13 protein-coding genes are annotated in these 14,262 nt (G+C 46.9%); 6 read left to right on the top strand and 7 right to left on the bottom strand.

The annotated features are described in order from the left end of the window. The first annotated feature begins 75 nt into the window (after positions 1-75). The gene (locus tag NSQ19_RS02865; RefSeq protein WP_340702339.1) at positions 76-609 is read left to right on the top strand and encodes a hypothetical protein; all 534 of its coding nucleotides are present in this window, start codon (positions 76-78) and stop codon (positions 607-609) included. Positions 610-820: 211 nt separating this feature from the next. Here NSQ19_RS02865 and NSQ19_RS02860 read toward each other — a convergent pair whose 3' ends face one another. Further along, on the bottom strand, positions 821-1,021 hold the full coding sequence (locus tag NSQ19_RS02860) for a hypothetical protein (RefSeq protein WP_013858535.1): 201 nt from the start codon (positions 1,019-1,021) through the stop codon (positions 821-823). A 212-nt stretch (positions 1,022-1,233) separates the two neighbouring features. On the opposite strand from NSQ19_RS02860, the gene NSQ19_RS02855 reads away from it, so the two are divergent. Next, entirely contained in the window at positions 1,234-1,659 is a 426-nt protein-coding gene (locus NSQ19_RS02855; protein ID WP_013858534.1) for a universal stress protein, read from the top strand. Positions 1,660-1,792: 133 nt separating this feature from the next. Here NSQ19_RS02855 and NSQ19_RS02850 read toward each other — a convergent pair whose 3' ends face one another. Next, positions 1,793-3,121, bottom strand: coding sequence for a polysaccharide biosynthesis protein (locus tag NSQ19_RS02850; RefSeq protein WP_340702338.1), 1,329 nt, complete (start codon positions 3,119-3,121; stop codon positions 1,793-1,795). Positions 3,122-3,226: 105 nt separating this feature from the next. Here NSQ19_RS02850 and NSQ19_RS02845 point away from each other — a divergent pair, with 105 nt between their 5' ends. Then, on the top strand, positions 3,227-4,054 hold the full coding sequence (locus NSQ19_RS02845) for an aminoglycoside N(3)-acetyltransferase (RefSeq protein WP_272907865.1): 828 nt from the start codon (positions 3,227-3,229) through the stop codon (positions 4,052-4,054). Between the two features lie 331 nt (positions 4,055-4,385). Here the strand turns inward: NSQ19_RS02845 and NSQ19_RS02840 are convergent, their stop codons facing one another. Beyond that, positions 4,386-5,372, bottom strand: coding sequence for an SDR family oxidoreductase (locus NSQ19_RS02840; protein ID WP_340702337.1), 987 nt, complete (start codon positions 5,370-5,372; stop codon positions 4,386-4,388). A 147-nt stretch (positions 5,373-5,519) separates the two neighbouring features. Between NSQ19_RS02840 and NSQ19_RS02835 the strand changes: the two genes are divergently transcribed. Then, a complete protein-coding gene (locus NSQ19_RS02835; RefSeq protein WP_340702336.1) occupies positions 5,520-6,101 on the top strand; it encodes a biotin transporter BioY in 582 nt (193 codons plus the stop codon). 236 nt (positions 6,102-6,337) lie between these two features. Here NSQ19_RS02835 and map read toward each other — a convergent pair whose 3' ends face one another. Further along, positions 6,338-7,081 (bottom strand): type I methionyl aminopeptidase, encoded by a 744-nt coding sequence (gene map, locus NSQ19_RS02830; RefSeq protein ID WP_029142023.1) that lies wholly within the window; start codon positions 7,079-7,081, stop codon positions 6,338-6,340. 245 nt (positions 7,082-7,326) lie between these two features. On the opposite strand from map, the gene NSQ19_RS02825 reads away from it, so the two are divergent. Next, on the top strand, positions 7,327-7,770 hold the full coding sequence (locus NSQ19_RS02825; RefSeq protein ID WP_061574980.1) for a C40 family peptidase: 444 nt from the start codon (positions 7,327-7,329) through the stop codon (positions 7,768-7,770). A gap of 204 nt (positions 7,771-7,974) precedes the next feature. After that, positions 7,975-8,490 carry a hypothetical protein gene (locus NSQ19_RS02820; protein WP_237348959.1) on the top strand — a complete coding sequence of 172 codons (516 nt, stop codon included), beginning with the start codon at positions 7,975-7,977 and terminating at the stop codon, positions 8,488-8,490. Between the two features lie 248 nt (positions 8,491-8,738). Here NSQ19_RS02820 and NSQ19_RS02815 read toward each other — a convergent pair whose 3' ends face one another. The 3 genes from NSQ19_RS02815 to NSQ19_RS02805 all read right to left on the bottom strand — a co-directional run bounded on the left by NSQ19_RS02815 (position 8,739) and on the right by NSQ19_RS02805 (position 13,933). Continuing rightward, a complete protein-coding gene (locus tag NSQ19_RS02815; RefSeq protein ID WP_340703163.1) occupies positions 8,739-9,869 on the bottom strand; it encodes a DEAD/DEAH box helicase in 1,131 nt (376 codons plus the stop codon). 99 nt (positions 9,870-9,968) lie between these two features. Continuing rightward, on the bottom strand, positions 9,969-12,581 hold the full coding sequence (gene adhE, locus NSQ19_RS02810; protein ID WP_340702335.1) for a bifunctional acetaldehyde-CoA/alcohol dehydrogenase: 2,613 nt from the start codon (positions 12,579-12,581) through the stop codon (positions 9,969-9,971). 410 nt (positions 12,582-12,991) lie between these two features. Next, positions 12,992-13,933, bottom strand: coding sequence for a magnesium transporter CorA family protein (locus NSQ19_RS02805; protein ID WP_340702334.1), 942 nt, complete (start codon positions 13,931-13,933; stop codon positions 12,992-12,994). Positions 13,934-14,262 lie beyond the last annotated feature (329 nt).

Below are 14,262 nucleotides of genomic sequence, written 5' to 3'. Positions count from 1 at the left end.
TATTTTCCTTCTTTTGCGTTAAAATACGCAGCAAAGATGAATAAAAGCAGCGAATTGACTTTTGATCAGGAGGGAATGAAATTGGGTTGGTTGATCGGGATTATCATTATAATCGTGCTCGTGCATTTTTTAATCATCCGTCCTTTGATCGAGCGGAACCGGCCGCAAATTATTGAACCGCGAAGAAGCATCTACAACGGGGATGCCTACGAGCCGCACCCGGAGCAAACCGGATGGAACGAGGGGGGCAATTCCGGAATCGGCCGGTTTGGCATGTTTGCCGGCGGGATGGCAACAGGCGCTTTGCTGACGTATTTACTGGAACAGGGCAGAATCGGTTTAGACCAGTTCGAGCATTTTCAAAATCTTGATGGCAACGATCTGTTGCAAGAACTGGAAGAGCAAAATATTTTACAACAGGATGAGATTGACCATCTTGAGGATTCGTTAAGGAACTTTGAAGACAGCGGCCATGATGCCCATGACAATGGGGATAATGGAGACAACGGCCAGCAGGGTACCGGTTTCGATTTAGCCAATTTCACTTCCAATGATGACAATGACTTCGGCGGATGGGACAGCGGATCGGATGACAATAACTGGTTGTAAGAAGTTAACGGAACAGGTGCTCAAACAGCCTGTTCCGTTAACATTCTTACAGCGGTTTCTAATGGCGGGTATGCCTGCATTGCTTTATTTCACTCCCGCTCCGGGCAAGACAGATACATTGCTGCTTGGCGGGTAATTTGAGTTCATTTTATACAAGCACCCGGGGATTCGGATTCCATTTTACCGGCCATCCCGCGGGTGCTTACAAAGTTTACGGCTTATACTTTTTTTCGCTTGAAGAAGTCGTTTTTTTGTCATGATCCGTTTTTTCTTCAAGCTTTTCTTCCCGCAAGTCTTCCATTGGAATCGGGTCAACTGTTTGTTCACTCATAAATTTATCATGCATGTCTTCGTTTTCTGTGGCAAATTGTTCAGGGTTGTCCATTTTTCCCTGCTTTTTGTTTTCGCTCATTTCGTATCACCTCGTATGGTTCAATACCCTTTATTTTTCCGAAAAGAACTGAAAATATCCGGCGAACATGCAAAAAAACCGCGCCTGCCTACCCCGGCCTGTCTTCCCCAAGGGCGGAAATTTTTTGTATTCCTTCCATATTCTCTGTTAATTGTTGCAATTTTTTATGATATGATAAGGTTGATGAGAAGAAAGCCGATGGAGATGATTTTATGTTTAATCGCATTCTTGTGGCAATAGACGGTTCAAAAATGAGCGACAAAGCACTGAAAGCCGCACTGAATTTTGCAAAAGAAAGGTTTACAAAAATCGGTGTGATCCATGTGGAGAAAAATCCGGTTATTCCGGATGGGATGCCAAATGCGTCAATAGATACCCTTTATTCTGAACAGCAGAGAGACGGAGATGTTTTGTTAGACCAAGCCGCTGCTCTTGCCGAAGAGGAAGAAATTGAGATAGAAAAATTTTATGAAACGGGCGATCCCGCTGCCCAGATTGTGAGAAAGGCGGAAGAAGGAAACTATCAGCTTATTATTATGGGGAGCAGAGGGCTCGGAAATCTGAAGGGGCTCATGCTTGGCAGCGTCAGCCAGAAAGTCACCCAGCTCGCCAAATGCCCGGTACTGATTATAAAATAGCCCTGCTTAGAAGCCTGCCCTGAAATACCGGACAGGCTAATTTAATTGGGCAAAAGCCGCCATAAGCATACTGCGGACGCTTAAAAAGCCCGGGCAATCATACAAAATGCCAGGCCGGAACCCGCATGTCCCGTTAAAAAGTATGTTTCGCCGGTTTGCGGAGAACCAAGGAAATTTCAATTTTTTTACAAATCGTTAAATAATGCATCATCATGATAAGCAATGTTCCCGTATTCATGGCAATGATGACGCCGGCCATTTGGTACTGTGGATTTGTGCCAAGATAATAAATGAGGCAGTACGTAACCATCGTTGACCAAATAAAATGTGCGAGGGCATCCCTGACCAGGCCGAGGCCGATTAAAAATGCCTGCATCGGAATGACAAAATAGTGAAACAGAAAATACGGCCATAACAGCCGGACATAAACGGCGGCGGCAGACGAATGGGAAAACAAGGTTGTTAGCGGTACGGAAAATAACTGAATGACAATGACAGCCGGAAGCCCGTAAAGAAACGTCATCATCATCACCTGCTGAAGCAGTTTCTGCAGCTTTATGCCATCTCTTTTGGCATAAGCTTCAGAAACAGTTGGAATTAATACGGTGGACAGGGAATGGGCAATAAAGGCCGGAAAAAATCCGATCGTAAAAGCGACGCCGGCCACCAGTCCGAAATGTTCGTTTGCCATCCCCTCCGTCATCCCGGATTTAAGCAATACCCATTTGATAAAAAACGGCTCAATCGCACTTGTTACGGCATGGAACACGCGCATGCCCGTTGTCGGCAATGATACGGAAAGAAGGCTCCTTCTGATTTCCTTCCCCCCCATTGGAGCATGTTCTTTTTTCTTGAGCGTCCGCATTTGCAGCACAAACATATGAAAAAGATACAGCAGCACAATCAAGTCACTACCGACAAGCGTGCATATCGCGATAAAAATCGACATTTGCACGTCAAATTCCATCCAATGAAATAGCAAGACAAGCAGGATAAGCTGCATCATTTTTCTCAGGAAGTTGGCAGCAGCAATCTTCCCCATTTGCTGGACACCCATAAAATAACCTCTCGCAATTGAGGAAAAGGCGATCATCGGGATAAGCGCAATGATCAGCCAGCGAAGATACGGGTGGTAATGATGGAAAATTGGAAGCACCGGCAGCAACAATGCAACTGCCGCCATGAGCAACAGGACAAACAAAGATGCCAGCCGGATTGTAAACCTCAGCATATCACGATGATATTTTTCTTCCTGTTCCGCAACAAATTTTGAAATGGAGATGGGCAGTTCCATGCTGGCGATGGTGACAATTAGAAAAATGGCCGGCAAAATAGACATGTATAGCCCCATGCCGTGCGCCCCGAGTTCATTTGCAAGTACCATATTGGTTAAAAATTCAATGCACTCTCCGATGAAAGCAACGCCAATCAGCATAAATGCCCCTTTAAAAAACACTGCCATGTTCTTCCTCTTCTCCTTATCAAGAAAAACTTTTTCAATAATAAAGGATATGAGGCAAGCCTGGAGAATCATTACAAATAAATCAATAGAGATGGAGGAACTCCTGTGACAGAAGAAAATGTAATTCGAAAAAAACAAACGCTCGTAACAAAAGAAAGATTAGTAGCCGATTTTCGCAAGCTCGGGCTGAAAGAAGGCATGGTGGTCATCGTCCACTCGTCTTTAAGCGCGCTCGGCTGGGTTTGCGGGGGAGAGGTTGCCGTCATTCGGGCTTTAATGGAAGTGGTGACAGACCGCGGCACCATTGTGATGCCGGCCCAAACAGCGAATAATACCGACCCCGCCTTTTGGGAAAACCCGCCCGTTCCGGAAGCATGGTGGGAAGAAATCCGGCGCTCCATGCCTGCTTTTGACCCTGCCATTACCCCAACTTACGGCATGGGCCGGATTGCCGAACTTTTCCGGACGTTTCCGGGAGTTTTAAGGAGCAACCATCCGAACTGCTCGTTTACCGCCTGGGGCCGGGATGCAAAATCGATTTTGAGCGGGCACTCGCTTGACTTCCCGTTCGGGGAAAAGTCCGCGCTCGCCCGGATTTATGACCGGGATGGCTGTATTTTGCTGCTCGGCGTCGATTACCAAGTCAATACATCCATGCATCTCGGCGAATCGAGGGCCAAGCATACAAAACGGTGTACGCAGAGCTGCGCGATGAAAATAAACGGAAAAAGAGTCTGGCAATCATACGAAGATTACGAGGAAAACTCCGACTTATTCAATAAAATTGGCCGCGCCTTTGAACGCAGCCATCAGGTAAAAACCGGTTTTGTCGGCGCTGCCCCGTCAAGGCTTATCAACCAGCGGGCGCTCGTCGACTTTACCGTGCAATATTTGGATGATTTATATGCAGATGCGGAAAAAGCGCACCACTAGTTTTCTTTTTGTACGCCGGCGCCGGTTCCGCTGCGGAAATGGGCGGGCACCCCATGCACGGAACTGGTTTCGTTTTTAAATAGGGCGGACAGATCATTCACGCATTTTGTTTGCAGCTGTACCGCCTCCGTTGCGGAAGTTGGCGCAAAGCATGCGCACCAATTTTAGTTGCTTTGCTTTACGCCTCCGCCGGCTTCGTTGTTGGAAAAAAAGCAAAACCCGGCATGGCACAAACTTCCTTTTGTTCCGTCTTGCGGAAACGGGAAAACCCGTCATGTGCCTTTGTTTGCACCGGGCGGAATCGGGCGGACATGCCTGTCTTGCCTCCTGCCTACGAGCCAGTAATCGTCCCGCCGTTTACATGCAGCACCTGACCGGTCACATAGCTGGAATCACGGGACGCGAGATAAACATAAGTCGGGGCCAGTTCGTAAGGCTGGCCGGCCCGCTTCAATGGCACATTACGGCCGAATTTGGCAACCTGTTCCGGATAGAAGCTTGCCGGAATCAGCGGTGTCCAAATCGGCCCCGGTGCCACCGCATTGACCCGGATCCCCTTTCTAACCAGATTTTGCGACAAAGAACGGGTAAAAGCCACAATTGCCCCTTTTGTTGCAGAATAATCGATCAAATTTGGATTTCCTTCATACGCCGTTACAGAAGTGGTAAAAATAATCGAGCTGCCGGCTTTCAAATACGGCAGTGCGGCTTTTACCAGGTAGAAAAAGCTGTGAATATTGTTTTTAAAGGTAAAATCCCATTGTTCATTCGTAATATCTTGCAAATCATGCTGCACAAACTGCATGGCGTGATTGTTCACAAGCACATCCAGATGCCCGAATGTATCCACCGTTTGCTTCACAACGTTTTGGCAATGCTCCGGATCTTTTAAGTCCCCCGGAATCAGCAGGCAACGCTGCCCGAACGCTTCAATCCTTCGCTTTGTCCGCCCGGCATCTTCTATTTCATAATTGGAATAATACGGGATCACGACATCCGCGCCTTCTTTCGCAAACGCAATCGCGGCGGCTGCGCCGATCCCGCTGTCCCCGCCGGTTACAATCGCCACTTTATTTTCAAGCTTTCCAGATCCCTTATAGGACGGGTCTTCGATCAGCGGGCGCGGATGCATCAGTTTTTCAATCCCCGGCTGTTCCGGCTGGTGCTGGGGCGGAAATGCATATTTTTGCCGGTAATTTTGGTAACCCGGTTCCGTCCGGGAAAAATACATATCTGGCTTGAGCCAATACAAATGGACCACCTCTTTATCCAGGCTTTTTCCGTTTAGTGTATTCGCCCAAAAGCCGGTGGGTGACAATTAATTTCCCCTCTCCCTCAATGTAAACTTCAAGATCGTAAGCCCAAAATCCTTTAAAATATGTAAACCAATTATATTTCTAAGTTGACATATATGCCGCGGTTTTTTAATCTATTAATAGATAAAGGAAAAAAGGGGAGTGAAAAAATGGAAGCGAAAAAATTCCGTGCCATTGATCTTTGTTATGCGGGTATGTTTGCGGCGCTGATGGCCATCGGGGCAAATATTACATCTATTGCGCCGTTTCTTGTCATCGGCGGGGTGCCGATCACATTGCAAACTTTTTTTGCCGTGCTGGCGGGTTTAGTGCTCGGCAGCAGGCTTGGAGCGATTTCGATGGTCGCCTATATGCTGATCGGCTTATTGGGGGCACCGGTTTTTGCGCGATTCAGCGGCGGGTTTCAAACCGTATTCAGCCCATCATTCGGATTTATTCTTAGCTTTATCCCCGCAGCCTGGGCCACGGGCAAGATTGTGGAAAAGCGCCAAAACATGGCAGCGTACTTTACCGCTTCCATCATCGGCATGATTGTAAACTATTTGATTGGGACCAACTGGATGTACGCCGCTTATAAAATATGGGCGCAGGCCCCGCAAGCGTTCAGCTACAAAATCGCCTGGATGTGGATGGCGGTGCCGCTGCCGAAAGACATTATTTTATCCTTGGTTGCAGGCTGGCTGGCACACCGGATCAGAGCCGTTTCCCCGCTTATTGCGTTAAAACGGTAGAATGGCCCGCTTATACTGCTCCGCCTGAAACGGTGCAATCTTCGGGCGGGGCGGTATTCCGGAGAGGGCATTTCTCCGCTTACTGCGTTAAAACGCGGTAAGACGGCGGGATCTTTTCAAATGCATACTTCAGCCCCCGCTTACGATTAAAACGAGCGGGCCATTTATTCCACTTGCTCCATGTCTGCCCGAATGGTGCATGCTTCGGGCGGGGCATACTCCGGAGCAGGTTCCCCTTATCGCGTTAAAACGATAGGGGTCCCTTTTGTTACAATGACGGTATGTTCCACTTGGGATACAAAGCTCCCGTCCGGCGTTACATACGTCCAGCCGTCGCCCGATTCGACCACTTCATCGGCGCCGGTCGAGACAAACGGTTCAAACGCAATGACCATGCCGTCCTGTAACAAACCTGTATCGTCCGGATCATAGTAATTTAAAATATACTCGGGATCCTCGTGCAAGGCCTTCCCGACACCGTGGCCCGTCAAATTCAGGAGCACTTCAAATCCGCTGCTGTACACTGCTTTTTCAACCGCCCGGCCAATTTGATTCTGCTTATTTCCGGCCCTGATCTTCTTCAAGCCGCTGTCAAACGCCCGCTGCGCACATTCGCACAGCGCAAATAATTCGGGATCTCCTTTTCCAACAACAAAAGAGATGCCTGTATCCGCATAATATCCATCCAGCGATCCGGATACATCCACATTCACAAGATCCCCCTCTTTTAACACGCGGTCTCCCGGAATGCCGTGCGCCACTTCTTCATTTACACTGATACAGGTGTACCCAGGGAAATCATACTCTCCCTTTGGCCCGGAGACCGCCCCGTTTTCTGCAAACCGTTTGCCTGCCCATTCATCCAGCTCTTTTGTTGTGATGCCGGGCCTGGCTTTTTCCTTCAGCTCATCGCGAATGCTGGCAACAAGCCTCCCGATTTTTTTCAGTCCTTCCAAATCCGCTTCTGACTTAACTATCATGTTGAACGTTCCCTTCTGCTTTAAAGTCATGACTCCATTATATAGAAATAACGTTAGATATCAAAATCCATGGTTCATCCGAACAAAAAAAGCTGCCGCGCCCCGCATGCCGGATGCTGCCAATCTTTTCACACTTTTGTCGTATACGTAATGTTTTTGTAATATTATTTAATGTGAGCGTAACCAAAGAATAGACAAAAATTGGTATAGTGGGATTGTGAGATTCATAGACAGAGGTGGGAAGTTTGAAGAAAGTAGCTCCAATATTGCTTGCGCTTATGCTGGGGACCGGTTTTTTACTGCCTGCTAAACAAGCGGCTGCTGCATCCTATTCCCCGTCAAAGGTCATCAGTACGGCAAAGAAATATATAGGGACGCCATACAGATGGGGCGGCACAAGCCCGTCAGGTTTTGATTGTTCCGGCTTTGTAGGTTATACATTTAAAAAGAACGGAAAAAACTTGCCGAGAACAGCAGCAAGCATTTACAAAAAAGGGAAAAAAGTCAGCAAGTCAAATTTAAAACCGGGCGATCTGGTTTTCTTCCATACTTATTCAAAAGGCGTTTCACATATCGCCATTTATATCGGCCATAATCAAGTCATCCACTCCGTATCGCAAGGCGTCAAGATCGACACCCTCAGCAATCCTTATTGGAAACCGCGGTACGTCGGGGCGAAAAGGCTTTGAGACAAAAAACTTCGGAGAGTCCCGATGTTTTTTTTTTGCCCCTACCCTTTCCCTGGGTATTTAAACGCGGATACGAAAAAGACGAATTAAAACTTTTTCCATAAATCTTATTTTTCCCTCCCCTATTTACCATAAGAAACAAAAAATGCTATGATCGTACTGCAAGTCTATTAAAAATTTACAGATTTAGGAAGGGGCTACAGCATGAAAAAAATTTGGTTTGCACTATTTAGCCTTGCCTTTGTGCTCGCACTTGGCGCATGTTCCGGAAATGCGGGCCAGTCCGGGGCAAAGAAACCGGCAAAAAGCGCCACAAAAACGGCTTTGATGAATTTTTACATGGATCTCACCAATCGTATCAACGCCCAGGACAGGGATTTAAATACGTATGAACAGGCGATCGCTAAGACGGACGACAGGCCGCCGAAAACCGAGCTTGCCACCATGCAGAAGGCGGCGCAGTCATCCGCAGAAAATGTGGGAAAGGAAGTAAAAAATACGAAAATCCCATCCAAATTAAACAACTATCAATCGGAGATAAAAACCGCTGTAAAAGATTTGCAACAGTCCTACCAAATGAAAGCGGATGAGTTGAAAAAAGCGAACCCTTCGCTGGATGCTGCGAACAAAAAGCTGGAACAAGCCAACGATGAACTCGGCAAAGTATTTAAGAAAGCCGGCTTGTCACCGGCCAGCCTCCCGGACGATGTTAATTCATAAGAAGGTTCAAAACACGATCGGGCGATTGCCGATGCTCATTCAAAAAGAAGTTTCAAAACACAAGGCCTGCCGGAAATCGATTTCCGGCAGGCCTTTCTTCCGCATGATAAAGCGTACAGAACTTTGCATTTCTTCTTCTCTAAAGCTAAAAAGCAGAATCATTTTCCCGCTTTCGGAATCCGCCCGCGGAATGAAGCCACCATCCGACAAATTTTCCGCATTTCAAAAAACAGGTTTTGCCCACATGCTTATTCGGGATCCACCAGTTCGCCCCGCTTGATGTCTTTCCGCCCCAGTTCCACATGCTGCGCTTTTGCGAATTTTTTCAACACCTTTTCTTCTCCGGGCGTCACAAGGGAGACAACTGTGCCGGCGTTCGAACCGAGCCGGCCTGTCCGCCCTGAGCGGTGGACATATGCGGATACATCTTCCGGCAAATCAAATTGAATGACATGCGTAATCACCGGGATATCCAGGCCGCGGGCAGCAACATCCGTTGCCAAAAGGAGCGGGACATCGCCATTTTGGAACAACCGGATGCTTTTTTCCCTTTCTTCCTTGCGCATATCGCCATGCAGTTCGGCGACGGCCAGCCCTTTGAACCGGAGCTTTTCCGCTGCAACCGAAACATCCCATTTGTTATTGAAAAACACGAGCCCCCGGACCCCCATCCGGGCAATTTTTCGTAACTGCTCGATTTTGCCGCGCGGGTCGCCCGTTACGATATAAATATGTTCAACCGGGCTCCGCGCCTCCTCTTTTGCAATACGGATCAATAGGGGTTCTTTCATCTGGTCTATTGCCTTTTGGGCTGCTGCATCAGGCAGAGTGGCTGAAAACAAAAGGATCTGGCAATCGCGCATGGCGGATTTTACAATTTGTCCGACTGTAAGGCTGTATTCCTTTTCGAGCAGCTGGTCCCCTTCATCGAGCACCATCATTTTCACTTCATGCATTTTCAGTTTTTTCTGGCGGATCAATTCGAGGATGCGCCCGGGCGTCCCGATCACAAGGTGCGGATGTCTTTTCAGTTTTTCAATTTGCCTTTTCACATTTGCGCCGCCGATCAGCGGGATGCTCTGTATTCCGCTTCCTTGTGACCATTTTCCGGCTTCCTCTTGTATTTGCATGACCAGTTCTTTAGAGGGCGCCAAAATGACAGCCTGGACCGCTTGTTTTCCGGGATCCATCCGGTCGAGCACAGGCAGCAGGTAGGCGAGTGTCTTTCCCGATCCTGTCGGTGCCACAGCAATCACATCCCGGCCGTCCAGCACAGCAGGAATCACTTTTTCCTGTACAAAAGCAGAATGTTCAAACGTTGAATTTTTCCATGCCTGTTGTAAAAAAGGCTGTAAATGATGAATGAATGTAGGTTCCATTGTTTTTCCCTGACCTTCCTTTTCCAGTCCTTTTATCATACACTACCCCGGCCGGAAAAGAAAAGAGCCCGGTTCACATCCGGGCTCTTAAAAAATCGTTTATTTTTCTTCAACGCCTTCAAAAGCTTTGCGTAAAATGTCTTCCAATTCGCTGACAAGCGGCAATTTCGGGTTTGCAGGCGTGCATTGGTCTTCAAATGCGCGGTCTGCAATAACGGCAACCCGTTTTTCAAAGTCCGCCCGGTTCACGCCGGCTGCTTTCAGGCTAAGCGGCATATTGAACAGTTTGCACATCCGGATAATTTCCTGGCAAAGGCTTTCGACGCCTTCTTCTGTCGTGCTTGCCGGCAGCCCGAGAATACGCGCAATTTCCGCGTAGCGCTGATCCGCTACGAAATGTTCGTATTTCGGGAATGCCGCAAATTTTTTCGGCCTTTGCGCATTATAGCGGATAACATGCGGCAAGAGAATCGCGTTGGCCCGCCCGTGCGGAATATGGAATTCAGCGCCGATTTTATGGGCAAGCGAATGGTTGATGCCAAGGAATGCATTCGAGAATGCCATCCCTGCCAAAGTCGATGCATTGTGCATCTTTTCGCGTGCCAGTTGATCGCTCCCATTTGCGTATGCTTTCGGCAAGTATTCGTGAACAAGCTGGATGGCCTTAATTGCCAGGCCGTCCGTATAGTCATTGGCCATGTTGGAAACATAGGCTTCAATCGCATGGGTCAAAACGTCCATCCCGGTATCGGCTGTTACGGATTTCGGGACGGTCATGACAAACTGCGGGTCAATGATCGCAACATCCGGCGTCAGTTCGTAGTCTGCGAGCGGATATTTTGTATTGTTCTTTTTATCCGAAATGACGGCGAAAGAAGTCACTTCAGAACCGGTGCCCGATGTGGTCGGAATGCAGACCAGCTGCGCTTTTTCACCCAGTTTCGGGAATTTGGCAACCCGTTTCCGGATATCCATAAATTTTTGCTTCAATTCGTTGAAATCAACTTCCGGATGCTCATAGAACAGCCACATGCCCTTTGCAGCGTCCATGGCCGACCCGCCGCCAAGCGCGATAATGACGTCCGGCTGGAAGCTTGCCATTGCTTCGGCGCCTTTCCGTACCGTTTCAATGGACGGATCCGGTTCGACTTCAGAGAAAATTTCACAGTGGACATAGTCCGGGCGTTTCCGCAAGTAGTATAGCACTTTCTCAACAAATCCGAGCCGGACCATATCCGGATCGGTGACAATAAAGGCACTTGAGATATCCGGCATTTTTTCCAGGTATTGGACCGAGTTCTTTTCAAAATACACGCGCGGTGGAATTTTAAACCATTGCATATTGACTCTCCGTTTCGCCATTGTTTTTACATTGTACAAATTAATGACACCGACGTTTGTGGACACTGAGTTGCCGCCGAACGTGCCGCAACCGAGCGTCAAAGAAGGCATGTAGGCATTGTAAATGTCGCCGATTGCCCCTTGCGAAGACGGGGAGTTGACAATGATCCGGCCGGCTTTCATTTTTAAGCCGTATTGTTCAATGACTTCATCATTTGTCGAATGGATCACAGCCGAGTGGCCGAGTCCGCCGAATTCGAGCATGGCTTCTGCAAATTCGAAACCTTGTTTTGTGCTGCTGGCTTTGTAGCAGGCCAAAACCGGGCTCAATTTTTCTCTGGAAAGTGGATAGTCCGGGCCGACGCCTGTAAGTTCAGCAATTAAAATTTTGGTATCTTCCGGGACGTCCACGCCTGCCATTTTTGCAATTTCATAGGCCGGTTTGCCGACAATGGCGCTGTTGACGGATTGCGTCTTTTCATTGATGACGGTTTTCTCAACTTTTTTCTTTTCCGCTTCATTCAGGAAGTAGCAGTGATTTGCAATCAATTCGTTTTTCACATTGTCATAAATTTCTTTGTCGATAATGACAGCCTGTTCCGACGCACAGATCATGCCGTTGTCAAACGTTTTGGACAAAATCAGGTCATTGACGGCGCGTTTGATATCAGCAGATTTTTCAATATAGCAAGGGACGTTTCCCGGCCCGACGCCAAGCGCAGGTTTCCCGCTCGAATAGGCGGACTTTACCATGCCGGAACCGCCCGTGGCAAGAATCAGCGAAATACCCGCATGTTTCATCAATTGCTGTGTCGCTTCAATGGCCGGTTTTTCGATCCATTGGATGCAGTTTTCCGGGGCGCCGGCTTTCACAGCAGCGTCAAGCATCACTTTTGCGGCATGACTGCTGCATTTTTGTGCGGACGGATGGAACGCGAAAATAATTGGGTTGCGTGTTTTAATGGCAATTAATGCTTTAAACATCGTGGTTGATGTCGGGTTCGTTACAGGAGTGACCCCGGCAATCACGCCGACCGGTTCCGCAAATTTAACAATCCCTTCATTATTGTTTTCGTCAATGATGCCGACTGTTTTGTTATATTTAATGTTGTGATAGATGTATTCTGTTGCAAACAAGTTTTTTGTCATTTTGTCTTCATATACGCCGCGCCCTGTTTCTTCCACGGCCATTTTGGCGAGCACCATATGCTGTTCCAACCCTGCAAGCGCCATTTGTTTTACGATATTGTCCACTTGCGCCTGATCCAGTTCCATAAATTCACGCAGTGCTTTTTGGCCTTTGACGACGAGGGAATTTACCATTTCCGTCATTTGTGCGGATTTGCCAACAACTTTTTCATCAATTGCCATGATCGTGGCCCCCATTCTGGTGATTTTGTGAAGAATTTCACATAAAGGGTAAAAAATAAAGTTTGTGAATAATTTCACATGATTTTCTGCTGTTTTTCAATATTTCTTTTCTTTATGGCTCTATTATATGCGATTTCACATGCTATGGCTGTGTCAGATTGGTGACAAATGAATAAATCATTTATAAACTTTTTTCTTTCAAATATTGCTTTCCAGCCGTGATTCAATTAAAATAAGTTTTTCCCGCCTTTTTACATTGTAAGTGCTTCCATTTTATATTTGCATATTTATGCAGAATTCAGTATAGAAATTGCCGTAAAAAAACCGCTTCTCGTTTGTGAAACCTGCACATTCACAAGAAAAAAACAGAAAAGGAGATGAATTTTATGCAAATCCATCTCCCGGGTATGTTAGAAATATCTTTTTTTCCAAAAAATGAGGGCTGTGACACTGGAAAGAACCAGAGAGACCAAAAACGCCAGCCAAAAACCATGGGGGCTTGATTGCCACGGCAGGCCGTGAAGATTCATTCCGAAAAAGCTGGATACCACCGTTGGCAGGGAAAGGATAATCGTGACCGTCGTCAAAAATTTCATCACGCTGTTCACGTTATTGGAAATGACAGAAGCATAGGCATCCATCATACCACTTAAAATATTGCTGTGGATTTCACACATTTCGATTGCCTGTTTGACTTCAATCATGACGTCATCCAGTAAGTCCATGTCATCTTCATATACTTTTAGGAAATGCTGCCGTGTCATTTTTTCCATGACGATTTTATTGGCTTTTAATGAGGTCGTAAAATACACGAGTGTCTTTTCAAGTCTCAGCAGTTCGAACAGTTCCTCGTTTCGCATCGATTCGTGCAATTCGCGTTCGATCAGGCTTGATCTGCGGTCGATATATTTCAAATAGTTTAAATAATAACTTGCAACTTCATATAGAATTTGAAGGGTAAATCTGGTTTTCATGTAGGTGTAAAACCCGCGCACCCGTCTGTGGATAAACTTTCCGATAATCGGATTATCCTGCAGGCAGACCGTGATGAAATAAAAAGGCGTGACGATAATTCCGAGCGGAATCGTATCATACAGCGCGGAGTCCACATCGTCCTTTACCTTAACGGGAAGGCCGACAATGATTAAAATATCATCGTCTTCTTTTTCAATACGGGAGCGTTCATCGACATCCAGCGGGTCTTTAATAAAATCGGCCGGTATATTCGTTTGCTGGACAACCTGGTTGATTTCTTCCTCTGTCGGGTTCACCAGGTTCACCCAGCATCCTTTTGATAAAGTTTCTGTTTCCTTCAGTTTGCCGTTTTCGTCCGTTAAATACATATTTAACATGCAGGCCACCTCCTCTTCACTTTTGAGGAAGCTCAAGCATACTTTACTCTTCCAGAGACTGATAACCTGTAGGGATGGTCGAGGCCAGTATGAAGACTTCCTTTTGCTTATGTTTCATGCACGACCTCGGATGCGCGTCAGAATCCATCAGTTATCATCTCCTTTTTTCTTCGATTCATAAATAGCTGCGAAACTTGCAACTATTTTATTATACCACAATATAGTATGCCTGAATATGTCCGCTTGTTATTTTTTAGCCGATTTATCCGCCTAAAAAACTTTATAAAAATAAAAAAAGCAATATAATGTCACATTTGTGCATCATATTG

Source organism: Weizmannia sp. FSL W8-1119 (assembly GCF_038008605.1).
Lineage (GTDB): Bacteria > Bacillota > Bacilli > Bacillales > Bacillaceae_C > Weizmannia > Weizmannia coagulans.
Note: the sequence above shows the minus strand (reverse complement) of the source record. Positions and strands in the feature narration are given on the sequence as shown.

Excerpts from the sequence above, each read along its gene's own strand:
- NSQ19_RS02865 (WP_340702339.1), top strand. The coding sequence starts at position 76 with ATGAAATTGGGTTGGTTGATCGGGATTATCATTATAATCGTGCTCGTG.
- NSQ19_RS02860 (WP_013858535.1), bottom strand. The coding sequence starts at position 1,021 with ATGAGCGAAAACAAAAAGCAGGGAAAAATGGACAACCCTGAACAATTT.
- NSQ19_RS02855 (WP_013858534.1), top strand. The coding sequence starts at position 1,234 with ATGTTTAATCGCATTCTTGTGGCAATAGACGGTTCAAAAATGAGCGAC.
- NSQ19_RS02850 (WP_340702338.1), bottom strand. The coding sequence starts at position 3,121 with ATGGCAGTGTTTTTTAAAGGGGCATTTATGCTGATTGGCGTTGCTTTC.
- NSQ19_RS02835 (WP_340702336.1), top strand. The coding sequence starts at position 5,520 with ATGGAAGCGAAAAAATTCCGTGCCATTGATCTTTGTTATGCGGGTATG.
- map (WP_029142023.1), bottom strand. The coding sequence starts at position 7,081 with ATGATAGTTAAGTCAGAAGCGGATTTGGAAGGACTGAAAAAAATCGGG.
- NSQ19_RS02820 (WP_237348959.1), top strand. The coding sequence starts at position 7,975 with ATGAAAAAAATTTGGTTTGCACTATTTAGCCTTGCCTTTGTGCTCGCA.
- NSQ19_RS02815 (WP_340703163.1), bottom strand. The coding sequence starts at position 9,869 with ATGGAACCTACATTCATTCATCATTTACAGCCTTTTTTACAACAGGCA.
- adhE (WP_340702335.1), bottom strand. The coding sequence starts at position 12,581 with ATGGCAATTGATGAAAAAGTTGTTGGCAAATCCGCACAAATGACGGAA.
- NSQ19_RS02805 (WP_340702334.1), bottom strand. The coding sequence starts at position 13,933 with ATGTTAAATATGTATTTAACGGACGAAAACGGCAAACTGAAGGAAACA.